Source organism: Marivita sp. (genome assembly GCF_051251565.1).
In the GTDB taxonomy this organism is placed as follows: Bacteria; Pseudomonadota; Alphaproteobacteria; order Rhodobacterales; family Rhodobacteraceae; genus Marivita.
Map to the genome: position 1 here is coordinate 1 of NZ_JBPOFB010000029.1, position 22,848 is coordinate 22,848.

At 61.0% G+C, this 22,848-nt stretch carries 22 protein-coding genes; 9 read left to right on the forward strand and 13 right to left on the reverse strand.

Annotated elements, in window-relative coordinates; translation table 11 throughout:
* The first annotated feature begins 82 nt into the window (after positions 1-82).
* The 6 genes from ACSHXH_RS18150 (at position 83) to ACSHXH_RS18175 (ending at position 6,791) form a co-directional block, all read left to right on the forward strand.
* Positions 83-769 (forward strand): adenylate kinase, encoded by a 687-nt coding sequence (locus tag ACSHXH_RS18150; RefSeq protein ID WP_435673215.1) that lies wholly within the window; start codon positions 83-85, stop codon positions 767-769.
* A 71-nt stretch (positions 770-840) separates the two neighbouring features.
* On the forward strand, positions 841-1,128 hold the full coding sequence (locus tag ACSHXH_RS18155) for a DUF4212 domain-containing protein (RefSeq protein ID WP_435673216.1): 288 nt from the start codon (positions 841-843) through the stop codon (positions 1,126-1,128).
* A 5-nt stretch (positions 1,129-1,133) separates the two neighbouring features.
* Entirely contained in the window at positions 1,134-2,918 is a 1,785-nt protein-coding gene (locus tag ACSHXH_RS18160; RefSeq protein WP_435673217.1) for a sodium:solute symporter family protein, read from the forward strand.
* A gap of 103 nt (positions 2,919-3,021) precedes the next feature.
* The gene (locus ACSHXH_RS18165; protein WP_435673218.1) at positions 3,022-4,845 is read left to right on the forward strand and encodes a DUF294 nucleotidyltransferase-like domain-containing protein; all 1,824 of its coding nucleotides are present in this window, start codon (positions 3,022-3,024) and stop codon (positions 4,843-4,845) included.
* 25 nt (positions 4,846-4,870) lie between these two features.
* Positions 4,871-5,371: a hypothetical protein gene (locus ACSHXH_RS18170; RefSeq protein ID WP_435673219.1), complete on the forward strand. Its 501-nt coding sequence runs from the start codon at positions 4,871-4,873 to the stop codon at positions 5,369-5,371.
* A gap of 4 nt (positions 5,372-5,375) precedes the next feature.
* Positions 5,376-6,791 (forward strand): exonuclease domain-containing protein, encoded by a 1,416-nt coding sequence (locus ACSHXH_RS18175; RefSeq protein WP_435673220.1) that lies wholly within the window; start codon positions 5,376-5,378, stop codon positions 6,789-6,791.
* Here the strand turns inward: ACSHXH_RS18175 and ACSHXH_RS18180 are convergent.
* The 3 genes from ACSHXH_RS18180 to ACSHXH_RS18190 all read right to left on the reverse strand — a co-directional run bounded on the left by ACSHXH_RS18180 (position 6,784) and on the right by ACSHXH_RS18190 (position 9,840).
* Entirely contained in the window at positions 6,784-8,274 is a 1,491-nt protein-coding gene (locus ACSHXH_RS18180; protein ID WP_435673221.1) for a tripartite tricarboxylate transporter permease, read from the reverse strand. The two genes, ACSHXH_RS18175 and ACSHXH_RS18180, sit on opposite strands and share 8 nt — an antisense overlap.
* Positions 8,275-8,284: 10 nt before the next feature.
* A complete protein-coding gene (locus ACSHXH_RS18185; protein ID WP_435673222.1) occupies positions 8,285-8,782 on the reverse strand; it encodes a tripartite tricarboxylate transporter TctB family protein in 498 nt (165 codons plus the stop codon).
* 80 nt (positions 8,783-8,862) lie between these two features.
* Positions 8,863-9,840 carry a Bug family tripartite tricarboxylate transporter substrate binding protein gene (locus ACSHXH_RS18190; RefSeq protein ID WP_435673223.1) on the reverse strand — a complete coding sequence of 326 codons (978 nt, stop codon included), beginning with the start codon at positions 9,838-9,840 and terminating at the stop codon, positions 8,863-8,865.
* Between the two features lie 125 nt (positions 9,841-9,965).
* Between ACSHXH_RS18190 and ACSHXH_RS18195 the strand changes: the two genes are divergently transcribed.
* From ACSHXH_RS18195 to ACSHXH_RS18205, 3 genes are read left to right on the forward strand one after another with little or no spacing between them, the layout of a single operon-like run.
* Entirely contained in the window at positions 9,966-10,880 is a 915-nt protein-coding gene (locus ACSHXH_RS18195) for a LysR family transcriptional regulator (RefSeq protein ID WP_435673224.1), read from the forward strand.
* On the forward strand, positions 10,877-11,620 hold the full coding sequence (locus ACSHXH_RS18200; RefSeq protein ID WP_435673225.1) for a sulfite exporter TauE/SafE family protein: 744 nt from the start codon (positions 10,877-10,879) through the stop codon (positions 11,618-11,620). The genes ACSHXH_RS18195 and ACSHXH_RS18200 overlap by 4 nt, the downstream gene beginning before the upstream one ends.
* A gap of 26 nt (positions 11,621-11,646) precedes the next feature.
* Positions 11,647-12,264, forward strand: coding sequence for a glutathione S-transferase family protein (locus ACSHXH_RS18205; protein ID WP_435673226.1), 618 nt, complete (start codon positions 11,647-11,649; stop codon positions 12,262-12,264).
* 3 nt (positions 12,265-12,267) lie between these two features.
* On the opposite strand, the gene ACSHXH_RS18210 is transcribed toward ACSHXH_RS18205, so the two are convergent.
* The 10 genes from ACSHXH_RS18210 to ACSHXH_RS18255 all read right to left on the reverse strand — a co-directional run bounded on the left by ACSHXH_RS18210 (position 12,268) and on the right by ACSHXH_RS18255 (position 22,640).
* Positions 12,268-13,833 carry a thiamine pyrophosphate-binding protein gene (locus tag ACSHXH_RS18210; protein ID WP_435673227.1) on the reverse strand — a complete coding sequence of 522 codons (1,566 nt, stop codon included), beginning with the start codon at positions 13,831-13,833 and terminating at the stop codon, positions 12,268-12,270.
* Positions 13,830-14,936, reverse strand: a complete 1,107-nt coding sequence (locus ACSHXH_RS18215; RefSeq protein ID WP_435673228.1) for a molybdopterin-dependent oxidoreductase — start codon at positions 14,934-14,936, stop codon at positions 13,830-13,832. Before ACSHXH_RS18215 ends, ACSHXH_RS18210 begins: the two co-directional genes overlap by 4 nt.
* Positions 14,933-15,598, reverse strand: coding sequence for a fumarate hydratase C-terminal domain-containing protein (locus ACSHXH_RS18220; RefSeq protein ID WP_435673229.1), 666 nt, complete (start codon positions 15,596-15,598; stop codon positions 14,933-14,935). The genes ACSHXH_RS18215 and ACSHXH_RS18220 overlap by 4 nt, the downstream gene beginning before the upstream one ends.
* Before the next feature lie 67 nt (positions 15,599-15,665).
* The gene (locus ACSHXH_RS18225) at positions 15,666-16,622 is read right to left on the reverse strand and encodes a fumarate hydratase (RefSeq protein ID WP_435673230.1); all 957 of its coding nucleotides are present in this window, start codon (positions 16,620-16,622) and stop codon (positions 15,666-15,668) included.
* Positions 16,619-18,382, reverse strand: a complete 1,764-nt coding sequence (locus tag ACSHXH_RS18230; RefSeq protein WP_435673231.1) for an L-aspartate oxidase — start codon at positions 18,380-18,382, stop codon at positions 16,619-16,621. Before ACSHXH_RS18230 ends, ACSHXH_RS18225 begins: the two co-directional genes overlap by 4 nt.
* A 1-nt stretch (position 18,383) precedes the next feature.
* The gene (gene sdhC, locus ACSHXH_RS18235) at positions 18,384-18,722 is read right to left on the reverse strand and encodes a succinate dehydrogenase, cytochrome b556 subunit (protein WP_435673232.1); all 339 of its coding nucleotides are present in this window, start codon (positions 18,720-18,722) and stop codon (positions 18,384-18,386) included.
* The gene (locus tag ACSHXH_RS18240) at positions 18,719-19,048 is read right to left on the reverse strand and encodes a succinate dehydrogenase (RefSeq protein ID WP_435673233.1); all 330 of its coding nucleotides are present in this window, start codon (positions 19,046-19,048) and stop codon (positions 18,719-18,721) included. The genes sdhC and ACSHXH_RS18240 overlap by 4 nt, the downstream gene beginning before the upstream one ends.
* Entirely contained in the window at positions 19,045-19,755 is a 711-nt protein-coding gene (locus ACSHXH_RS18245) for a succinate dehydrogenase/fumarate reductase iron-sulfur subunit (protein WP_435673236.1), read from the reverse strand. Before ACSHXH_RS18245 ends, ACSHXH_RS18240 begins: the two co-directional genes overlap by 4 nt.
* A 174-nt stretch (positions 19,756-19,929) precedes the next feature.
* Positions 19,930-22,176 carry a molybdopterin cofactor-binding domain-containing protein gene (locus tag ACSHXH_RS18250; RefSeq protein ID WP_435673234.1) on the reverse strand — a complete coding sequence of 749 codons (2,247 nt, stop codon included), beginning with the start codon at positions 22,174-22,176 and terminating at the stop codon, positions 19,930-19,932.
* 2 nt (positions 22,177-22,178) lie between these two features.
* A complete protein-coding gene (locus tag ACSHXH_RS18255) occupies positions 22,179-22,640 on the reverse strand; it encodes a (2Fe-2S)-binding protein (protein WP_435673235.1) in 462 nt (153 codons plus the stop codon).
* Positions 22,641-22,848: the final 208 nt, after the last annotated feature.

Sequence of the window (22,848 nt, forward strand, 5' to 3'; positions counted from 1 at the left end):
CTCTCGGCGACACCTCAACACTCGCAGACCCTTCCGTCGTCGACGACCTCATCCAAAACCGAATGAATAAGGCTTGAGGGACATGGACGGAAGCAAAACACCGACAACCGCCCCGGTTCTGATCCTGCTGGGCCCTCCGGGGGCTGGCAAGGGCACACAAGCCCGGATGCTCGAAGAGACATTCGGCCTTGTGCAGCTTAGCACGGGCGACCTGCTGCGCGCCGCCGTTACCAACGGCACAGAGGCGGGCCAGCAGGCGAAAGCGGTCATGGACGCGGGCGCGCTCGTCAGCGACGACATCGTCATCGCCATCCTGCGCGACCGTCTGGCAGAGGCCGACTGCGCGCGCGGCGTGATCCTTGACGGGTTCCCGCGCACCACGGTTCAGGCCGAGGCGCTGGATACGCTGCTGGGGGAAAACGGCCAAAAGATTGACGCCGCGATCAGCCTTGATGTGGATGATGCCGCCATGGTCGACCGGATTTCAGGCCGGTTCACCTGTGCCGGATGCGGCGAAGGCTATCACGATACGTTCAAGGCCCCTACGACCAAAGGCCAATGCGACAAGTGCCAAGGCACTGATTTCAAACGCCGGGCCGATGACACTGCCGAAACGGTCGCAGCCCGGCTTGATGCATATCATGCCCAAACAGCCCCGCTTATCGCATTTTACGACGCACAAGGCGCGCTTGCCCGTGTCGATGCGATGGGAGACATCGACGATATCGCCAAAACCCTTGGTGCCATCGTCCGACGCGCCACCGCCTGAGCGGTCGCCATACACGAGATACGGTCCCCGCGAGGACGGGGCACGTAAACGGAGGAAGAGGAGGAGCCGCAATGTCGGACCACACAACACATTCAGCGCAGGCTGGCCAAAAGTCCGATGCGGGCTATTGGGCTGCCAACGTGCGCATCATCCTGGTGAGCCTGGTGATCTGGGCCATCTGTTCTTTCGGGTTCGGCATCCTGCTGCGCCCGATGCTTTCGGGTATTTCCGTGGGCGGCACCGATCTTGGTTTCTGGTTCGCCCAGCAGGGATCGATCCTGGTCTTTCTGGCGCTGATTTTTTTCTACGCCTGGCGGATGAACAAGCTCGATAAAGAATTCGGCGTCGAGGAGGAATAAGAACCATGGATCAGTTTACGATTAACCTGCTTTTTGTGGGCGCGTCCTTTGCGCTCTACATCGGCATCGCAATCTGGGCCCGCGCGGGCTCAACGGCGGAATTCTACGCCGCCGGTCGCGGCGTGCATCCGGTCACCAATGGGATGGCGACTGCTGCGGACTGGATGTCTGCGGCTTCGTTCATTTCGATGGCGGGCCTTATTGCCTTTACCGGCTACGACAATTCGACCTTCCTGATGGGATGGACCGGCGGTTACGTGCTTTTGGCGCTGTTGCTGGCCCCCTACCTGCGCAAGTTCGGCAAATACACTGTGTCTGAATTCATTGGCGACCGGTTCTACAGCCCGACAGCCCGCCTTGTGGCGGTGATCTGTCTGCTGGTGGCATCCATCACCTATGTGATCGGTCAGATGCAGGGTGTCGGCATCGCCTTTGGGCGTTTCCTTGAGATTGACGCCTTCTGGGGTCTGCTTCTTGGTGCGTGCGTGGTGTTTGCCTATGCCGTGTTCGGCGGCATGAAGGGCGTGACCTATACGCAGGTGGCGCAATATGTCGTGTTGATCACGGCCTACACCATCCCGGCTGTGTTCATTTCGTTGCAGCTGACAGGCAACCCGATCCCGGGTCTGGGCCTGTTCAGCGAACACCAGGCCAGCGGTCAGCCGCTTCTTGTCAAGCTGGACGAGATCGTGACCGAGCTTGGATTCCGCGAATACACGGCGCATCACGGCGACACGTTCAACATGGTTCTGTTCACGCTGAGCCTGATGATCGGTACAGCGGGTCTGCCCCACGTCATCATGCGTTTCTTTACGGTGCCGCGCGTGGCTGATGCGCGTTGGTCCGCCGGTTGGACGCTGGTCTTTATCGCGCTGCTTTACCTCACAGCCCCGGCTGTTGGTGCGATGGCCCGTCTGAACATCACAGACATGATGTGGCCAAACGGGACTGCGGGTGACCCTGTCTCGGTTGAGATGATCGAAAGCGATGCGCGCTATGACTGGATGGCGACATGGCAGAAAACCGGCCTTCTTGGTTGGGAAGACAAGAACGGCGACGGTCGGATTGTCTACTTCAACGACAAGAACCCGGATTCTGTTGCCAAGGCCGAGGCAGCGGGCTGGGGCAGCGAGAATGAGCTGACCAACTTCAATCAGGACATTCTTGTTCTGGCCAATCCCGAGATTGCCAACCTCCCCGGTTGGGTGATCGGTCTGGTGGCGGCAGGTGGTCTTGCGGCGGCTCTGTCCACGGCGGCAGGTCTGCTTCTGGCGATATCGTCGGCGGTCAGCCATGACCTTCTCAAAGGTCAGCTCACCCCGAACATGTCAGAACGCAACGAGCTGATGGCAGCGCGGATCTCGATGGCGGTTGCAATCGTGGTCGCCGTGTTGTTGGGGCTCAACCCTCCGGGCTTTGCGGCGCAAACCGTGGCCTTGGCCTTTGGTTTGGCGGCGGCATCGATCTTCCCGGCTCTTATGATGGGCATCTTTACGAAGGTGAACAACAAGGGTGCTGTGGCAGGTATGGTGGCCGGTCTTATCGTGACGCTGGTCTATATCTTCCTGCACAAGGGCTGGTTCTTTATCCCGGACACCAACAGCTTTACCGATGCGGACCCGCTTTTGGGAACGATCAAGTCGACAAGCTTTGGCGCAGTCGGTGCCCTGATCAACTTTGCGGTGGCCTTTGCCGTCTCGAAGATGACAGCGCCGCTCCCGAAAGAGATCGAAGAGCTGGTTGAAAGCGTGCGCATCCCCCGCGGTGCGGGTGCGGCTCAGGACCACTAAGCCAATCGGAGGCGCCGCCTGATCCGGGCGGCGCCCCCACTGACACTGCGGTCCCGCGCCGGTACACCGGGGCGGGACATTTTATTGAGGCACACGGTTTTCCATGACGCTTGACCCCCACACGATTGCCCAATTCCTGTCCGCCATCCATCCTTATGACGCGATGGAACCTGCGGTCTTGCAAACCCTAATCACCACGTTCGAGGTCAGGACGATCGCAGCAGGCGGCGAGATCTATGCGGTGCACGCGCCGCTGGACGGGTTGTTTGTCGTCTATGACGGCGATGTGGAAATCCGCGATGATCACGATGTGCCAATTTCGCTTTTGGGTCCGCGCAATAGCTTTGGCGAACGCGGTCTCATGCGCGATGGCGGCAGCCTGACGTCGGCGCGCGCCGTGACGGACACCACCGTTCTGATGCTGCCCGCAGCGCGGTTCCACCAAGCGATGACCGAAGACCCGGCCTTCCGGCGGTTCTTCAAACGGGGCCGGACGGACAAACCGAACAAGGCCGATCTGGCCACCACCCGTGTCGAGGCGTTGATGGCGACCACGCCGCTGACCTGTGCGCCGGACACGGACGTCCAAACCGCCGCGCGCCTGATGCGTGATGCGCGCGTGTCGTCGATCTGTATCGCGCAAGATGGCAGGCTTGAGGGGATTGCCACGATCCGCGATATGTCGGGCAAGGTGGTGGGCGATGGCCTGCCATTCGATACGCTGATCACGCAGGTCATGACCCCCGATCCAGTCACCCTGCCCCCGTCGGCCATCGGGTCAGACGTGCTTCATATGATGATGGAACGCCGCATCGGACATATCCCAGTGACACAGGCAGGGAGGCTGGTCGGCATTGTGACCCAGACCGACCTGACGCGGTTTCAGGCGGTCAGCTCTGCCGAGCTGGTGTCGGAAATCGCCCATTCCGGCAGCGCCGAAGACATGGCGCAGGTCACGCGCCGCATTCCGCAACTGCTGGCGCAGCTAGTTGCGGGCGGCAACCGCCACGAGGTGATCACACGGCTGATCACCGATGTGGCCGACACCGCAACCCGCCGCCTTTTGGCATTGGCCGAGGCGCAGCTTGGCCCGGCCCCGGTGCCTTACCTTTGGTTGGCCTGCGGGTCTCAGGGGCGGCAGGAACAGACCGGCGTCAGCGATCAGGACAATTGCCTGTTTCTGGATGACAGGGTGACCGAGGCCGACAGGCCCTATTTCGAGGCACTGGCGCGCTTTGTCTGCGACGGGCTCGATACCTGCGGCTATGTCTATTGCCCCGGCGACATGATGGCGACAAACCCGCGCTGGTGTCAGCCGGTTCGCGTGTGGCGCGAGTATTTCACCGGCTGGATCAAGACACCCAGCCCCGAGGCGCAAATGCTGGCCAGCGTCATGTTCGACCTGCGCCCCATCGGCGGCACAACCCGCCTGTTCGAGGATTTGCAGGCCGAGACATTGCGCAAAGCGTCAACCAATTCGATCTTCGTGGCCCATATGGTGTCAAATTCGCTTAAGCACACGCCGCCCTTGGGGCTGCTGCGCGGCTTTGCGACGATCCGATCGGGCGAGCACAAGAACCGGATCGATCTCAAGCATAACGGCGTGGTGCCGGTGGTTGATCTTGGCCGCATCTACGCATTGACGGGACAACTGACCGCCGTGAACACTGCTGCGCGACTTGACGCGGCCATCGCCGCTGGCGTGCTAAGCGCTTCGGGGGGGCAGGATTTGCGCGATGCCTATGATCTGATTGCCGAAACCCGGCTCGATCATCAGGCCAAACAGGTTCGCGCTGGTGCCCAGCCCGACAATTTCCTAAGTCCAACAGACCTGTCGGACTTTGAGCGAAGTCATCTGCGCGATGCGTTCGTTGTGATAAAGTCGCTGCAATCGGCAGTTGGGCACGGGCGTGGCATGTTAAGCTGACGCGGAACGTTTGGGAGGACGTCTGATGTTTCTGGAACTGATCGCAGTGATTGTGGCCGGCATTGCCGGGGCGGGTGTGATGATGCTGGTCGCCCGCATCTCGGGGGGGCGGATTCCCAAGTGGATGATCCCGGTGGCGGCGGGGGCTGCCATGCTTGGCACCACGATCGCCAGCGAATATGGCTGGTATGCCCGCACCTCAGCCGCGCTGCCCGATGGGGTCGAGGTGGTGCAGACTGCCGACAGCACTGCGTTCTACCGTCCCTGGACATACCTTGCGCCCTATACCGACAGGTTCATCGCGCTGGATACCGGCAATGTGCGCGCCAATACCGAGGACACCGCGCTTTATATGGCAGATATCTATTTCTTCCGACGCTGGACGACGGTGCAATCTGTTGAACTGATGGTGAATTGCCAAACCGGACAACGCGCGGACCCGGCCTTTGGCGATGGCGGCGATCCGGTGTGGCGCGACACCACCACTGACGATCCGATCGTCAGCAGCGTGTGTCGCCGGGGATAGAGCCATGCTGTCAGCCCTGAGCCTGCGCACGCGCATCTTTCTGTTCTTCTGTCTTCTTGGCCTTGGTGGTCTGGCCTCTGTCGGCGCGTCCCTTTGGTTTGGCTATGGCCGCGCGGTTGAAACCACCGCCGCCAACGGATTCACCTTTGCGGCAATTTTAGCGGGGTTTCTGATCCTTGGGCTGACGGCTGTGATCTGGCTGCTGTTCGACGAAAACGTTGCCAAGCCGATTGAGCGCCTGGCCTCTGACATGCGGACCCGCGCCCATGCGGGTGTCGACAGCGAACTGGACCTTAAGGCCGCGCGCTATCTGGGCGATCTGGCGCCTGCCGCCTCTGCCGTGACACGGCAGCTCAACGACAGTGCGATCAGCACGGCGCAGGCTATCGCCACGCAAACCGCACGCCTGACAGCCGAGAAAGCACGCCTGACCGCCCTTCTGACCGAAATTCCGGTGGCAACGATCCTTGTCAATCCGACAGGTCAGATCGTGCTGTATGACGGACAAGCCGCCGAAGTTCTGGCCCAGTTGGGGGTTCCCCGGCTGAATGCGTCGCTGAGCGATTATTTCGATCCTGCCGCGCTTGATGCCGCGGTGGGGAAGCTTGGCAAAACCGGCAAGGATGTGTCGGTGACAGCATCATCGCATGACGGGCACTTAAATTTTGACGCCAAGCTCAAACCAATGGAGGGTGGCGGGTACCTGATGGTGATCGACAGCCAGACGCTTGATCTGGCGCCAGAGGCCGCGCGGCCGTTGGTCTATGATTTCGATCTGTTGGACCGCAGCACCGGAGCAGGTGCCGATCTACAGGATGCGCCCTTGCGCAGCATGTGCTTTTCCGTGTTCGACACCGAAACCACGGGCCTCTTGCCGCACAAGGATGATGTTGTGCAATTGGGGGCGGTGCGGGTTCTGAACGGGCGGATCATCGAAGGCGAAGTGATCAACCAGCTTGTTGATCCGGGCCGTCCCATTCCGCCTGCCTCGACCAAGGTACACAAGGTTACGGACACAATGGTGCGCGGGCAACCTGACATACTGACGGTGGCAAAGCGGTTCCACGCCTTTTCCCGAGATGCCGTGATCGTGGCGCATAATGCGCCTTTTGACATGGCGTTCCTGCACCGTCACGCGCCCGCCACCGGGGTTGTTTGGGATCATCCGATCATCGACACTGTTTTGTTGTCTGCGGTTCTTTTCGGTGCGAGCGCGACTCATACGCTGGATGCCCTATGCGACCGGTTGAACGTCACGATCCCGTCTGCCCTGCGGCACACCGCGCTTGGCGATGCCCGCGCAACGGCAGAGGTTCTGGTCAAGATGCTGCCGATGTTGGAAGCGCGCGGTCTGACCACCTTTGGTCAGGTGATCGAGGAAACGCGCCGGCACGGGCGTCTCCTCGAAGATCTCAACTGAGCGGAACTTTCTTGCGCAGTGTGCTGCGGGTGATCGCAAAGACCGTGACTAAGGTCACTGCCCAGAAGAACCACGTGATCGGCCCGCGGAACAGGATGCTGGGATCACTGCCGGACATCAGCATGGACTGGCGGAAGTTGTCTTCCAGTAAGGGTCCAAGGATAAACGCGATCAGGAACGGAGCCGCCGGGATGCGGTTGCGCATCATGATATAGCCAACCCAGCCCATAACGAACATCACACCGACGTCGAAGATATTGTTGTTGATCGCGAACACCCCATAGATGCACAGCACCAGCACGGCAGGCATCAACAGCCGTTTGGGTACATTGGCGACATAGCCGAACCCCCGAATGGCCACGGACCCAACAATGAGCAAGAAAACAGAACTGACGATCAGGCCGATAAAAAGGCCATAGATGATATCCACGTTCAGAATGAACATCATCGGACCGGGTTGCAGCCCGTGCACCATGAACGCGCCGATGATGATTGCGGTGATCACGTCGCCGGGCACACCAAGCGCCAGAAGCGGGATCAGGGTAGCCCCGGCGACACCGTTGTTTCCGGCTTCAGACGCAGCAACGCCTTCAATCTCGCCCTTACCGAAATTCTCTTTGTTCTTGGATGTGCGTCGCGCTTCGGAATAGCTGAGAAACGCGGAAGGTGCTGCCCCAATGCCTGGGATTGACCCAAGGAAGACACCGATCATAGACCCGCGCATGATGGATTTGAAACTGCCCACATAGTCCGCCCATGAGCACCGGGATTTGCCCAATGCGCGGGCTTTGCCCAAATGCGCCACAGGGTTCCACGCCATTGAGATAATCTCGGGGATGGCGAAAAGGCCGATCAGCACGGCGATGAAGTTGAGGCCGCCCATCATACTGGGATCACCAAAGGTGAAGCGATTGGTGCCATAGACCAGATCAAGGCCAACCGTTGCCAGCAACAGCCCTGCGAGGGCCGAAAGCGCCCCGCGCAGCAGGCTTTCGCCGGACACGCCCGCAATGATGGTCAGCGAGAACAGGATCAGCGCAAAAAACTCGGGCGGGCCAAAGTTCAGCGCAAATGACGCAAGCCACCCCGCAAACAGGATCAGCGCAAGGTTCGACATCACGTCCGCCGTACACGACGCGTAAAGCGCCATACCCAGCGCTCTGCCCGATTCGCCCCGTTCGGCCATCGGATGCCCGTCAAGAATCGTGGCCGAGGACGCGGGCGTGCCGGGTGTCTTGATCAGGATCGCCGGGATCGAGCCACCGAAGATGCCGCCCTTGTAGACGCCCAACAGCAGCAGGATGCCGTTGATAGGAGTCATCGCAAACGTGAACGGCAGCGTCAAAGCCACCGACATCGTGGCCGAAAGGCCCGGTATCGCGCCGCCAATGACACCGATCACAATGCCACAAAACAGCATGAAAAACGCTTCGACATTTCCGACCAGTGCAAAACCGGCAGCAAGACTGTCCATCAGGCTCATGTTCGTCTCCTCATGGCAGTCTCACAAAATTGCCCTGCGGGATCGCAACACCCGCGACATGCGCAAAGAACGCGTACAGCAAAAGCGGTACAATCACCGCACAGACAATCGCCATGTAGGGGTGCCGCGTGCGGAACATGAAGGCGCATGCCGCAAAGGCCAGCATACAGGTCCACACCATCCCCAGCCGTGGCAGCAAGAGCATGACCGCGACCATAATCACCATCAGCGCGCCAAGCCGTATCCACGGGGCAGAGCCTTCGGGATGCTCGGTTTCCACGTCTTCGAACGGAGTGTCATCCCCCGAGGACAGCGCGTTCGCCAACAGGCTCAGCCCCACGATCCCCGTGAACCCGGCCAGCACATAGGGCCAGAACAAGGGCGACAGGATGATGTTGCCAACATTCGACGGCGAGAACACAAAGGTGGGGATGGCATAAAAGACCAGAAACACCGCCAGAAGGGACACTGTGATCCCGAGGCGCAGGTGCAAGGATTTCTGAGACATGGAAATAGGCGCTCCGCAGGTAGAAACGCCGAGGCCCTGAGGCCCCGGCGCATGTTGGTTCAGGACAGCGAGGTCAAGGATCAGCCCTCGATCCGCATTCCCAGTTCGTCAACCAGTTCCTTGAAGGTGGTGTACTGCTCAAGGATGAAGGCGTTGGCCTCTTCCGGGTTCATCAGCTCGATGACCGATCCGCGCGATTCCATTGTTTCGCGGAACTTGGTATCGCTTGTGGCCGCGGCCATCCATTCGCCCCACTTGGCAGCAACGTCATCGGGCAGACCATCCGGGCCCGCGATGCCGGTCCAGCCAACAAGCTGGTTCAGACGCGGCTTGCCGAGATCGTTTGCTGTTGGAACGTCAAATCCGACCACAGGCTCGGCAGTTGTCACCATCAGCGGCTTAAGCTGATTGTTCGCCACAAAGCTGGCCAAGGCGGAAGAATTCGTGCACAGGAATGTCGCTGTGCCGTTCAGAATGGCCGTTGCCGCCGCACCACCACCCTGCTGGGGGATATGTGTGGCCATACCCAGCGGGTCTTCAACGCCAAATTCGGACAGCACCATAACACCGGCAAGGTGCAAAAGCGATCCAACGCCGGACGAACTGTAGCTGACGCCGCCTTCGTTCACGGCCGCGATCAGATCATCCATCGAATTGATTTCACTGTTCGCGTTAACCACGCAGGCCACCGGGTTGATCTCGTACACCGTCACAAAACGAAAATCATCCAGAGTATAGGGCAGTGTCGCTTTCATCGCCGGGTTCACAGAGTGTGATCCGACACGCGCGAAAAGCATCGTGTAGCCGTCGGCGTTCGCGTTTTGCACCGCAACCGACCCCGTCGCGCCGCCGGCACCGGTGATATTCGCCATCACAAGCGCCTCGCCGACCGCATTGCCCAGCGGCTCTGCGATGGTGCGCGCAGAGATATCCGTCGCCCCGCCTGCGCCATATGGAATGATCATGTTGATCGGGCGTTCGGGGTATTCCGCCATCGCGGCCCCCGCGGTTACACCCAACCCAATCGCCAGTGCCGAACCAAAAGTCCGTAGTTTCATAGTATCCTCCCAGTTAAGATTCTGGCCCTGTTGCGGGCTCTTGACTTACGTTAACCTTAAGTAGAACTTTGATGAAGAAATAAAAAATTACAAGTTCTGTAAGCAAAAGCAACATAAACACCTGAATGTCGATAAGATTGCTCAAGACACTGGTCGCGGTGGCCGACCATAGAACCTTCAGTGCGGCAGCGGATGCGGTGTTCATAACCCATGCCGCTGTGAGCCAGCAGATGCGCACGCTGGAAAGCGATCTGGGCATCGCCCTGTTCGACCGCAGCCACCGCACACCCGAACTGACGCCGCTTGGCCGCGCTGTGGTTGCCCGCGCCCGCACGCTGGTTATGGATTACGACAATCTTGTCCCGTCGGTTCTGGGTGATGACGGCCTGTCGGGCGAAATTGTTCTGGGCGCCGTGCCTACGACGCTGATTGGACTTGCACCGTTGTCGATGTCGATCCTGCGCGCGAAATATCCTGACCTGCGGGTCCGCATCACGCCTGCCCTGACCGCGGCGCTGTTGTCCGGACTGGACCGGGGGCATTACGATGTGGCGATCGTCACCAAGCCGATCCTGATGCCCATCGGCCTTGCCTTTCTGGAAATTGCAACAGAACCGCTGCACCTGATCACGGGCAGCGAAGTGACCGAAACCGATCCGATCAAGATATTGGAAACACAGCCTTTTATCCGATTCAACCGGGATGCGGTTGTCGGCACATTGATCGAAACCTGGATTCAAAGTAGCGGTATCCGGGTCGGCGAAGCGATGGAGCTGGAAAATCTCGAAGCGATTTCAAGCATGGTGCATGCCAATCTTGGCGTGTCCATCGTCCCGCGCCCCAGTGTTGCCAGCGCGTATGCGATTCCGCTCAATCACCTGGCGCTGGGACCGGATGTGCCGTCGCGGGTGCTTGGGCTGGCATACCGCAAGGAACACCCGAAACTCCGGGTGATCGAAGAAATTCACGCAGCCCTTTTGCGCGCGGTGCATGAGCATGCGCAGCAAGACCCGGACCGCCCCGAAGCGAGGCCTTTATGACCCTGACCGCGATCGTTTTCATCGTCCTTGGTGCCATAGCCGGAGGGTTCGTGAACGGGTTGGCAGGCACCGGAACTGCGCTTTTTGCGCTTGGGTTCTTACTGGTGGCGCTTGACCCGATCAGCGCAGTGGCGGTGGTGTCGTTGATGTCGGTGGTCACGGGCCTTCAGGGCCTATGGGTCGTGCGCGAGGCGCTGGTGCAAAACGTGCCGCGCCTGATGCGGTTCATCATCCCCGGATTGCTGGGTGTGCCGGTGGGTATCTCGCTGCTGTCTTATATCGATGCAGATACGCTCAAGCTGATTATCGGTGTGCTGCTATTGGTTTACGGCGGCTTCTTCAGCTTTCGCGCCAACCTGCCCAAGTTCGAACGCCGCACCCCGGTTCTGGACTCGGGCATCGGCCTTGCCGGGGGTGTCCTTGGCGGGATGGCGTCTTTGTCGGGGGCGCTGCCGGTGATCTGGTGTTCCATGCGCCCATGGCCCAAGGCCGAAACCCGCGCCGTCTTGCAGCCCTTCAACATCAGCGTTCTGGGCACGACGACGATCATGCTGTCGTGGCGCGGGGCCTATGACAGCACGACATTCACCGCTTTTCTGGTCGCACTGCCCGCCTCGCTGATTGCGGCACAGATCGGCATTGCCGTGTTCAAACGAATCTCGGACAATGTGTTCCGCCGCCTTCTGATTGGGCTGTCCCTGCTTTTGGGGCTTGGCCTTTTGATCCGTGCCCTGTTCTGACTCACGCTTTTCCGAAGGTTTTCTTCATGCTGACATTGTACTACGCAAAAGGCTCATCCGCTCTGGCCTCGCACCTTCTGTTGGAAGAGGTGGGCGCGCGCTATTCCGTACACGAGGTTCAGATTGCCAAAGGCGCACATCAAGACGCGTCGTTTCTCAAGCTCAATCCAAAAGCGCGGGTTCCGGCACTTATGACGCCAGAGGGCGTGATCACTGAAAACCCTGCGATCCTCAACTATGTTGCGGCCACCCATCCTGAGGCGCACATGTTGCCAGACACGCCATTTGCCCGCGCCGAGGCGGATGCGTTGAACGCCTATCTTTGTGCCACGGTACATGTCGCCTTTGCGCACCTGCTGCGCGGATCCCGCTGGTCAGACGATGCAGACGCGCAGGCCGCGATGACGGACAAGGTTGCAAGCAATCTGGCGGAGTGTGCATCTGTGATCGAGGCGCATTACCTTAGAGGACCGTGGGCGATGGGGGAACGATATACCCTGTGCGACGCCTATCTGTTCTTGATGCCGCGCTGGATGGCCAAGGCCGGGGTGGAGGTGTCAGGCTTCCCCAAACTTGGCGCGCATCACGCCGCCATGTTGGAGCGCCCCGCGACGCGAGCCGTCATGGCCGTTCATGGGCTTTAAGCGTCAGGTCACAACCGGCGCAGGCTGGCCGTCGATCATCACGTTGACGCAGGCTGGCTTGCCCGACGCAATCGCGCGGGACATCGCGTCCGGCAACGCATCCAGCTCGGTCACCATGATCCCAAAACCGCCCAAAGCAGTCACCGCTTCGTCATAGCGCGCACCGCTCAGGTCACATCCCATCAGGCGATCCGACCCGAAGTCCCGCAATTGGATTTGGTGTTCGGCATTCCAGCGCCGATCATTGCCGATCACCGCGACGAAAGGCAGATCTTCGCGCACCGCCGTTTCAAACTCGGCAAAGTGAAAACCCACCGTGCCGTCCCCCATGAGCGCCACCACGGTTGCGGATGAATCCGCCGCCCGCGCCGCCATCGCATAGCATAGCCCGCCACCAATCGCGCCCGACACACCGTTGATGATCCGGCGCGGCGCAGTAATGCCCGCTTGGGCCCATTGGCCAAATTCACCCCCATCGCACACGAGCACCGGATGGGTCGCCGCCTCAAGCACCGCTTGAACTGCTGCGCAGATGTCATTGGGATGAATGGCACCTTTTGAAACTGACATGTCCCGCCGCGCAGAGGCTGCGTGAACAGTCTCCATCCAAGCGCCATAGCCTTTGGTCGTGGCATGAGCGCAGAGCGCCTCTGCAACTGCAACTGGATCGTCCGTGATATCCAGCGTCACCCGCGCTGTGCCGTTCCGTTTGGCCCGCAGAATTTCGCTGGCGTCGGCGTTGATCACAGCCCAGCTTGCCTTGGGTGCGACCCCACCGAATTGCAGTGTGAAATCCATCGGCTTGCCAAGCAGCACCACGCGATCCGCTTCGGGCAGGACCGACGCAATGCCCCCCAAAGACGGGTCTTTGCCGCCACGCGGGCTTTCCATGACCACTACGGGGGCACCTGTTGCTTGTTCCAACCGCGCGACCAAACCGGGCTGGCGCGTTGTGTTCAATGCCGGGCCAAGCACGATGATCGGGCGCGATGCCGCCGCAAGCCAATCGCGCAGAGCGGACGTGTCCACCGGCGCTGCCTCAGACGCATCATGCACCGCCGCTTCCACCACATCGGCCAGCACCACATCCGCAGGCAACGACACATGCACCGGCCCCGGCCGGCCCCCGCAGGCGATCCGCGCGGCTTTGGTGATCACGTCGCCGAGGTCTTCGGCGCGTGTGACCCGCACCGACCACTTGGTCAGGGACGCAGTCAGCGCGACCTGATCCATCTCTTGAAACGCGCCCTGCCCGTCGCGTACCGCAGGACTGTCCCCGCTCAGCAACAGCACCGGCGTATCCGACGCCCGCGCGGTAAGAAGCGGTCCAAGCGCATTGCCCAGGCCCGCCCCTGCGGTGACAAGCGCCACGCCAAGCCCGCGCGACAGCTGCGCATAGCCTTCGGCCATATAAACCGCCGCCGCCTCGTGTCGGGTGTGGTAAAGCCGGATGCCCGCATCAAGGCTTGCATCAAAAAGCGGCATGATCTGGTTGCCAGACAGCGCAAAGATATCCCGCACGCCATGCGCCGCGAGCGTCTGCATCACCACGTCCGCCCCGCGCGTCACGCTGTGACCTCGGCCACGTGAACGCGCACTTGGTGCACCGCGTTGTTTGCAAAACCTGCCATATCAAACGGCGCCTCCAAAGGTTGTTGATTGCCTTGCGCATCGGTTGCACGACAGGCCAGATCGTAGACACCCGGTGTCGCGTCCCAGTCGATGCGCCAGCCGGTCCACGCGTATTGATCCCTGCGGCCCGTCACTTCGGCGTCGTGCCATGTGCCCCCCAAAAGCACCTCGACCCGGTCAATGGGCACACCGCTGCCAGACCATGCCCGCCCCTCAAGCGTGACAGGCCCCGCGCGCAACCACCGTTGCCGCGTCACCCAATCCGGCACGCCCGGCGGCTTCATGAGCGATTTGACCCGGATCGTCGTGATCGGAATGCCAGGATCGGCGTCATCCTTGCGAAAGCGGTAGGTCTGAACCTGCTGGAACCCCTGATAACGCCCGGTCAACGCCTCAATCGTGGTCAACCATTTGACGGACGCCATCCCGTACCACCCCGGCACGATGATCCGCAGCGGCGCGCCGTGCTGTGGCAAAAGCGGCTGACCGTTCATGCCCCAGACAAGCATCACCTCAAGGTCCGCGATCTGACCCGGTGTGAGGCTGCGACCAAAGCAATGCGGCTGGCCTTTGTCGAACCCGTGATCCGCACCGAGAAAGGCAAAATCCTGAACGTCTGCCTGTGGCTTTGCACGCGCCAGCAGCGGGGCAAGTGGCGTTCCTGTCCAGTCCGACGTGCCCACCGCCTCATAGGCCCAAGGCATCGAAAAGCACCGCGGGCTGACCCCGATCCGGCCATTGCCCGCACATTCCAGCGTCACAGGGCGCGTTACCTGCGGCAGCGCGCGGATTTCGTCCATAGTCAGGGAAAACGGCGCATCAAACGCGCCCTCGAATGACAGGACATGATCCGCGTCGTTCAGGACCGGCACGTCAAAATGGTTCAGCAGGTAATGCGTGCCCGTCGGCGTGATGTCCAAGCTCAGCGTTTCGAGCAGCGCGCCCGAGTTCCGATTGGCCAGCACCACCTCTTCGCGCGAAAACACGCCCTCGGTCACTGGGGGGCGTGTGGCACCCGGCGCAAAAGGATTGGTCGTCATATCACCTCGTCCGAGCGATCATCGCTTTCCCCGTACCGTTTGAGGACCGCCGGCTTTGTGCCTTCATAGACGCGTGCGATGTTCTGCGCGATCTTGGCATTTTCACGCTCAAACAGGCAATCTCCATTCAGATCCGACGCCACGATAAACGGCCCCATCTTGTTGCACCGGATCACCCACATCGCCTGGGCAAGGCCCAGCTCCTCGTTCCAGTGCACCGCCTCGACATTCTCGACCCCGCGCCCCAACAGAGCGCCAGTGCCGTAGCCCACGGTCGACAGGTACACAGCACCATTGGGCACGAAGTAGCGTTTGTAATCCTTGGAGGTCATGCCGCCCTTGCCGATGATCAGCTTGGCGCCCGTCTTGTCCATCCATTCGGGCAACCACTTGGCAAAGCGGAACGATGCTGTGGCCGTCACAGCGCCCATGTCGAACGATCCATCCGCATTGATCCGCGCAGCAGGCGAGCAGTGGAAATTGGCCGCGCTTTGCGATGGCAGCTCCATCGGGATGTTGGCCTTGTCTTCCAGCGCGCGCATATAGACGCCTTCGCGGGCAGTATACATCAGCCCGTCCAGATAAACGATGTCACCCAGACGCAGCTCTGCAATCGCCTCGGGTGTCGGTGTCGTGGACAGCCGGATTTCGCGGGGTTTCATTGACTTTCCCTCTGCAAAAGCGCTTTCGAAAGCGCGACCCAAAGGCTTTTCGAAAAGCCTTCACTCCTCATTCCGCCGCCTCCTGCATCGGCTCCCACTCCACAGTTTCGCGGCGCTGGTAGGGCGTGAACCAATCAGGGTCGGTGCGGTGCTCGACCCGGCCATCGGGATAGAGCCGCGCCACCGCGCGGCGCGACGACAGGCAGAACGCATGCACCGACATCGGCATCCCCCCGGTGTGGCAATAGCCCACCTCGATGTTGCAATCGATCACCATGTTCTTGCCCACAAAGCCCATCGCGCCCATGCCAATGGAATTGCCCAGCTCTTTGAATTCGTCCTCCATCTCGGCGATGCGCGGATCGGAATTGCGGCTGCCCACGATGCGCAGAACGGACGCCCGTTTGCCCAGCGTCATGCAAATGTCCTTGGACCCACCAAGGCCAATGCCGATGATTGCGGGCTGACAGGCCAGACCGCGTTTGCCGAACGCCATCAGGCTGTCGAGGTAGAAACGCTTGATCCCCTGGATGCCATCACTTGGGAACAGCATCCGGTAATCGGTGCCGAACAGACCGCCCTTATGTACGGTGATGAGGTCAATCCAGTCGCCCTCCGGTTCAAACCCGTATTCGATCTCGGGCGCGCCGATGCCGACATTGTTGTTGTGATCGGTGCGCCACAGCGGATGCACCCGGTTGGGGCGCAACGGCACGCCGTTGGTGGCGGTGGCCGTGGCCCGCCGCAGCGCCGCTTCGAGCGCGCACATGCCACCTTCGACGGTTGCATCATTGCCCAGCTTCACGAACCAACGCGGCACACCAGTGTCGCCGCACATCGCGCGGCGGTCTTCCTTGGCGGCCTCGTAATTGTCGAGCATCGCCTTGAGAACAAAAGACGACAGGTCGCCATCTTCGGTTTCGGCAGCGTGTTTCAGACCAGTAAGGTAATCCTCGGGGATTTCGATGGCCGCCTTGTCCATCAGGGTTTCGGCGGTTTTTTCGATCAGGGATAAGGGGATCATTGTGCGGCCACCAATGTTTCGGGTTCGTCGTCTGGCAGGATGGTGTCGCCCGGTCGGACGATGGTAAACTGCACATCCTCGCGGCTCACTTCAACGGCGCCATCCACCTGACGGGCAACGGTGAAATAGCTGTCCTCCATCGCGCCCGGATCGGGGAAATCCTCGCGGTAATGCGCACCACGGGAATTGTCCCGCGCCTGCGCCGCCTTGGTGATGACTTCAGAGATATCGCACAGCGAGCGCAGGTTCAGCCAGTCATGCCATGTCAGGTTAAACGCCAAATTATCAGCGGACACACCAACATCCATCAGATGATCCGACACCTGAGCAATGCGCGTCAAACCTCTGTTCAGGCTGCTTTCCGTGCGCATCACGCCAACCTCGTCCCACATGGCGTCCTGCAATTGCTTGCGCAACGGCAGGACCAACGCCGGATCGCGGGTCAGCGGGTAACAGGCGCGCGCCATTTCAGCCTCAAGCACCGTCTTGTCCGGGTCACGCAGCGCGCCCATGCCGCGAATATCCGCACCCATCACGTCGCCCGCGATGCCGCCATAAACGGTTGAGTTTGCCACGCCATTGCCGCCCAGACGGTTCGACCCATGCGCGCCGCCCGCGTCCTCTCCGGCGACATACAGGCCTTCCATCGCGGTGCGCGTATCCACATCCACCACGACACCGCCCATGAAATAATGCGCAGTCGGCACGACCTCGACCTTGCCTGCGGCCAGATCAAACCCGCTGTCGGCACAGCGCTTGACCATGCCCTTGAACTTTTCGCGCACAAAATCCGGCCCGAGATGGGACATAGAAATGAACACCCCCTCTTGGTCTGGATTGTTGTTCTTGCGCATCTCCGAATAGATGCCCCGGCTGACCACATCACGGGTCGCACGTTCGCCTTTGCCGTCGTAGTCGAACATGAACCGTTGGCCCGCGTGATTGACCAACTGCCCGCCTGCCCCGCGCAACCCCTCTTCCAACACCGTCCCGGTCATCCGCGTGTGATCGCCTGCCAAAAGGCCCGTGGGGTGGAATTGCACCATCTCCATATCGCGCAGCGGCAGACCCGCGCGCAGCGCCATGGCCAGACCGTCCATCGTCTTGTCACCCGACGGTGTGTGGTACTTGTACATCGTCGGCCCACCGCCCGTGGCCATGAGCACGGTCTTGGCACGCACAAAACGGAACTTGCCCGTCCGCATGTCGATCATGAGCACACCGGCCAGCGCGCTGCCATCCTTCGTCGGAATGAGGCCAATCGCACGGTGTTCCTGCAATTTCTCGACAGGGCGCGCGAGAACCTGCTCCATCAGCCGGTTGATGATCTCGATGCCCGTCAGGTCGCCCTTGTGAACGGTGCGATCCGCCGTCTGCCCGGCAAAAGCCTTTTGGTGCAACGACCCGTCGGCATTGCGGTCAAAGAAACACCCGATCTCGTTCTCAAGCTCGCGGATACGCACCACGGCCTGTTCGCACAGCCGCCACGCCATGTCCTGATTGGGCAGCCACTTGCCGCCCTCGATCGTGTCCATGAAATGCCGCTCGACCGAGTCGCCGCCACCCAGCGCAACGTTGTACCCGCCCTGCACCATGCGCGTGCAGCCGCATTTCCCGATAAGGCCCTTGACCGCGATGGTCACCTTGGTGCCCTCGGGCGCGGTCTGCATCGCGTGGAGCGCGGCGAACATGCCCGCGCCACCCGTGCCAAGGATCAGGATATCCGTGTCGTGCCGGTCGATATCTTTGGTACTGAACATATCAAATCGCCTGCAAAAGGAAGGTTGTAGACACAAGGAACGATCCGGCCACCGCCGCCGCCGCCCATGTCTTTTGCGGCGCGGACCACGGCAGCCATTCCAGCGCCAATAGGCGCAAGCCGCCGAACAGATGCACCGCCAGAAGAAACACCAGACCAAACTCAGCCAGTTTGACCAAAGGCATCTCGGTCAGGGTCAGAAACGCGTCCAGCTTGGCCGCGTTGTTGAGCGCATAGGACAGCACCCAGAAATGCACCGGCAAGAACAGGGCAAGACCGATCCCCGACAGCCGGTGCAGAATATAGGCAAGCCAAAGCGGATGCGCGCGTGCAACCCTCATGCCGTCACCGCCCAGACCGCCTGCGCGCCCAGCGCAAAAAGGCCCACGCCGATGAGCGCCGCGACCCCGTCGCGTGCCGTTCCGCGCAAACCGCCCCATTCGCCAAGGATCGTCCGCAAGCCAATGGCCGCATGGATCGACACGGCAACGACGAACATTCCGTAAAAAGCGAACCAGAACACCGACCCTTGGGTCCGGCCAAGAATCTCTGCCGCCGATAGTCCGTCCTGAATGGCGTAGATCATCACCCCGATATGCACGATCACAAACGGCGCCATGACCAGCGCGCTCAGCCGCTGCGCCATGTAAAGATGAAACTCGGTCATTTGCGCCCCCCGAAGAACCGTTTGGCCGTTGCCCGCTTGAGCCCGGCAATCGCCGAAAGCGGGTCCAACTCATTGGGGCAATAGCTGGTGCAAGACCCCATCGAATGGCAGGAATGACAGCCGCCCTTGCCCGACACCGCATCAAGGATCGCGTCCTTGTTGGCGTCCTTAGCATCATTGTACAATGTCCACGCCCGTTGCAGCGCTGCCGGGCCAAGGTAGTCGGGATTGCCCGCCACCGTATCGCAAGCCGAATAGCAGACCGAGCAGTTTATGCACTCTATCCCGGCATTGGCCTCTGCCCGCTCCGCCGCGACCGGATCAATCGCTTCGATGTCATCATCGCGGGTGCGGGTTGGGTGGTGCATGCCTTCGGCGGCGACCCATTTGTCAAAAAACGGGTCCATATCGGCGGCCAGATCCTTGATCACCGGCAGGTTGCGCAGGGGTCCAACCTCAATCGCGTTGCCCTTGAGAACCTTGCTCACATGGGTGCGGCACGTCCAGCGCGGCACACCGTTGACCATCATCGCACAGCTACCGCACATGCCAACGCGGCAGGCAAACCGATAGGTCAGCGTCGGATCGACGTTCTGCTGAATCCAAGACACCACATCCAGAACCGTCTGGTTGTCATAAGCGGGAACCTCGAATGTCTGCGGCTGCATCGGCGCGTCCGGACCGCCGCGTTGCACCGTCACAGTCATATGGTCTTGCTCTGGCACCTGAGAGCCTGCCTTTCCTCAATTCCAACGTGATGCGGCAAGGATAACGGTCAGCTCAAGTAACGAAAAGGCAAATAATTTTTCAACATCCGTAATCAACGCTTACAGAAAAATGCGCGGCCGAATTTTACCAACCGGTAAAATATGACGATACCCTCAGACAAACGTCACCCTCTTGCTGAACGGCATCTCGCGCAGACGGGTGCCGGTCACAGCCCAGATCGCCCCGGCCAGCGCGGGTGCAGCGGGCGGTAACGGCGGCTCTCCGATACCCAGCACGCGGTCACCGTTTTCAAGGCCCTGCACCAGGATGTTTGGGCATTGATGCAGGCGCATGCCGGGGTTTACGTCGAAATTCGACTGCTCGGCCACTCCGCCGGTATAGGTGATCTCGCTGTTCATCGCATGGCCAAGGCCGTAGATCACCCCGCCTTGCACGAGGTTCTCAAAATTGACCGGATCAACAACCCGCCCCACTTCGGCGGCAACCCAAACGGTGTCGATGCGCAGCCCTGCATCCGTGTCCGTGACCTCGATCACCTGCGCGCAGTGCACACCAAAGGATTTGGTCAACGCCACACCGCGCCCGGTACGCGACCCGGCAGCAATCCCGCCGATGCCGGACCAGTTCGACATCTCGGCGACCGCTTCAAGCGCTTGGCGTGCCAGCGGATCGCTGCACAGACGCAAGCGTTCCTCAAGCGGATCGGCCCCTGCCGCCGCGATCAATTCATCCAATGCAGCATTGTAGAAAAACCCGTTCGAAGACGCCCCCACCGCACGCCACGAGCTGATCGGGGCCAGTTCAGGTGCGCGGTAGCCGGTCACGCGCTGATGCGGAATGGCAAAGGGTTGGTCCCACGCGCCCGCCACGATCTGGCTGTCCGGGCCGGGGGCGGAAAACCCTTGGCGGCCCAGTTGCGAGGCCATGACCGACGGCATCGCAATGCCGAGGTCCATCGCCGCAACCTGACCATCCGCGACCGTGCCCCTGAGCCGCGCCATGGCAATCTGGCGGGGGAAATCGTGGGTCATGTCCTCTTCACGCGACAATGTTAGTTTGACCGGAACGCCCTTCATCTGCATGGCGATCTCGGTTGCCTGCTTGACCACCTCGTCCTCAAGCCGGTGGCCGAAACTGCCCCCCATCATCAGGACATGCACTGTGACCTCGTCCGCCGGAATGCCGGTGATACGGCTGACATTGGCCTGCACAAAGCGCGGGATCTGCGTGCCAGTCCAGACTTCGGCGCTGGTGTCGTCAACCCGCACGATGGCGTTGATCGGCTCAAGCGGCGCGTGGGCCAGATAGGGCGCGCGGTATTCGGCGGTGATTTCCGTGCCGTCGCCCAGCGCGATGTCGATATCGCCATCGTTGCGTTTCTGGCTATCCTGCGCATCGGAGGTGAACGCAGCGTCCAATGCGGCCCAATGGTCGGCCTGTTCGGGCGGGTACGCGGGGTCTTCCCATGTCACCTGAATTGCCTGCGCGGCCTGAAATGCGCGCCATGTGTTGTCGGCAACAATTCCCACACCACCAGAGATCGGCACAACCGCCTGAACACCGCGCAGGGCAAGCGCTTCGGTCGCGTCGAAATCGGTCATGCCACCGCCTTGGGCGGGGTTCATCCGCACGGTGGCGTGAACCATGCCATCCACAACAGCGTCAATGCCGTAGTCCTGTGTGCCCGTGCTTTTGGCCATCATATCGATCCGCTGCATCGGCTTGCCGATATAGCGCCATTCGGATGGCGCGCGCAGCGGCACGTCCTGCACCACGTCGCGGCCTGCCAGATCAGCGGCAAGATCGGTATAGGCCAGTTTTTTACCATCCGGTAAAATTACGTGCCCCGCGGCTGTCGTCAGGTTTGCAACCGCGATGCCTTCGCGTTCGGCCACCAACGCCTTGATCGTCTCGCGCGCTGACGCGCCGGCACGCCGCAGCTTGTCGAACTGATCCGGTACGGTGGTCGATCCACCAGTGATCTGAAGGCCGATAACCTTCATCACGCCATTCACCGCCCCTTCGGCCATGTCGTGTATCACCCCAGCGGCAGGAACCATGAAGTCCGCCGCCTCACCGCCCAAAGCCGTGTTCCAATAAGCCGCACTGGGCGGACCGGGATCAGTTCCGATCTGGTCGAGATCGACATCCAGTTCCTCGGCGATCAAGGCGGCCTGAACGTGATAAGCCCCCTGCCCCTTGTCGGCGCGCGGCGTGATCAGGGTTATGCCATCGCCTGTGATCTTCACATAAGGCGTCAGCGCCGCTTCGCCCTCTGTGGCGATCAGCGGATTCTCATGCGGTTTGCGCACCGTATAAATACCAAAGGCAACCCCGCCCACAACAGCGGCAGAGCCAATAAGAAAAGTCCGGCGGGCGATGGTTTTCAGACGTCCCATGTTCAGCCCTCCTGCATCATGTTGGCCGCACGTTTCACGGCGGCCCGGATGCGGGGATAGGTGCCGCAGCGGCAGAGATTGCCGGACATGGCGTCGTCGATTTCGGTGTCGCTGGGTGTCGGGTTCTCGGCCAGCAGGGACGCCGCCTGCATGATCTGACCAGATTGGCAGTAGCCACATTGCGCGACCTGTTCGTCAAGCCACGCCGCCTGCACCGCGTGCAGCGCATCGGGTGTGCCCAGACCTTCGATGGTGCGGATGTCCGCGTCTTGGGCATCAACCGCCCAAGTTTGACAAGAGCGCACCGCGACTCCGTCCAGGTGCACCGTGCAGGCCCCGCATTGCGCGATACCGCAGCCGAACTTGGTCCCGGTCAGGCCCAGTTCATCGCGCAGGACCCATAGGAGCGGCATGTCGTCTTCGACATCCACTTCGTGAACAGTTCCGTTAATCGTAAGCTGCATCTCTGCACGCCCTTTCCTGTCCGGTTGCGCGTACAGATACATAATGTGGCGGAGACGACTTTACACGCTTAACTCGTGGTCAGGAGATACATTTCGGAGCGGCAAAGCCGCTCCGACAAACGGGGGGGGGGGGGGGGGGGGGGGGCCCCGCGCCCCCCGGGGCGGGAGCAAGCGGGGCGAGGGGGGGTGGGGTAGGGGCGGCCGGGCG

Bases quoted from the DNA above. Each gene is read 5' to 3' on its own strand.
- ACSHXH_RS18150 (WP_435673215.1), top strand. From the start codon at position 83: ATGGACGGAAGCAAAACACCGACAACCGCCCCGGTTCTGATCCTGCTG.
- ACSHXH_RS18155 (WP_435673216.1), top strand. From the start codon at position 841: ATGTCGGACCACACAACACATTCAGCGCAGGCTGGCCAAAAGTCCGAT.
- ACSHXH_RS18160 (WP_435673217.1), top strand. From the start codon at position 1,134: ATGGATCAGTTTACGATTAACCTGCTTTTTGTGGGCGCGTCCTTTGCG.
- ACSHXH_RS18165 (WP_435673218.1), top strand. From the start codon at position 3,022: ATGACGCTTGACCCCCACACGATTGCCCAATTCCTGTCCGCCATCCAT.
- ACSHXH_RS18170 (WP_435673219.1), top strand. From the start codon at position 4,871: ATGTTTCTGGAACTGATCGCAGTGATTGTGGCCGGCATTGCCGGGGCG.
- ACSHXH_RS18175 (WP_435673220.1), top strand. From the start codon at position 5,376: ATGCTGTCAGCCCTGAGCCTGCGCACGCGCATCTTTCTGTTCTTCTGT.
- ACSHXH_RS18180 (WP_435673221.1), bottom strand. From the start codon at position 8,274: ATGAGCCTGATGGACAGTCTTGCTGCCGGTTTTGCACTGGTCGGAAAT.
- ACSHXH_RS18185 (WP_435673222.1), bottom strand. From the start codon at position 8,782: ATGTCTCAGAAATCCTTGCACCTGCGCCTCGGGATCACAGTGTCCCTT.
- ACSHXH_RS18190 (WP_435673223.1), bottom strand. From the start codon at position 9,840: ATGAAACTACGGACTTTTGGTTCGGCACTGGCGATTGGGTTGGGTGTA.
- ACSHXH_RS18195 (WP_435673224.1), top strand. From the start codon at position 9,966: ATGTCGATAAGATTGCTCAAGACACTGGTCGCGGTGGCCGACCATAGA.
- ACSHXH_RS18200 (WP_435673225.1), top strand. From the start codon at position 10,877: ATGACCCTGACCGCGATCGTTTTCATCGTCCTTGGTGCCATAGCCGGA.
- ACSHXH_RS18205 (WP_435673226.1), top strand. From the start codon at position 11,647: ATGCTGACATTGTACTACGCAAAAGGCTCATCCGCTCTGGCCTCGCAC.
- ACSHXH_RS18215 (WP_435673228.1), bottom strand. From the start codon at position 14,936: ATGACGACCAATCCTTTTGCGCCGGGTGCCACACGCCCCCCAGTGACC.
- ACSHXH_RS18220 (WP_435673229.1), bottom strand. From the start codon at position 15,598: ATGAAACCCCGCGAAATCCGGCTGTCCACGACACCGACACCCGAGGCG.
- ACSHXH_RS18225 (WP_435673230.1), bottom strand. From the start codon at position 16,622: ATGATCCCCTTATCCCTGATCGAAAAAACCGCCGAAACCCTGATGGAC.
- ACSHXH_RS18230 (WP_435673231.1), bottom strand. From the start codon at position 18,382: ATGTTCAGTACCAAAGATATCGACCGGCACGACACGGATATCCTGATC.
- sdhC (WP_435673232.1), bottom strand. From the start codon at position 18,722: ATGAGGGTTGCACGCGCGCATCCGCTTTGGCTTGCCTATATTCTGCAC.
- ACSHXH_RS18240 (WP_435673233.1), bottom strand. From the start codon at position 19,048: ATGACCGAGTTTCATCTTTACATGGCGCAGCGGCTGAGCGCGCTGGTC.
- ACSHXH_RS18245 (WP_435673236.1), bottom strand. From the start codon at position 19,755: ATGACTGTGACGGTGCAACGCGGCGGTCCGGACGCGCCGATGCAGCCG.
- ACSHXH_RS18250 (WP_435673234.1), bottom strand. From the start codon at position 22,176: ATGGGACGTCTGAAAACCATCGCCCGCCGGACTTTTCTTATTGGCTCT.
- ACSHXH_RS18255 (WP_435673235.1), bottom strand. From the start codon at position 22,640: ATGCAGCTTACGATTAACGGAACTGTTCACGAAGTGGATGTCGAAGAC.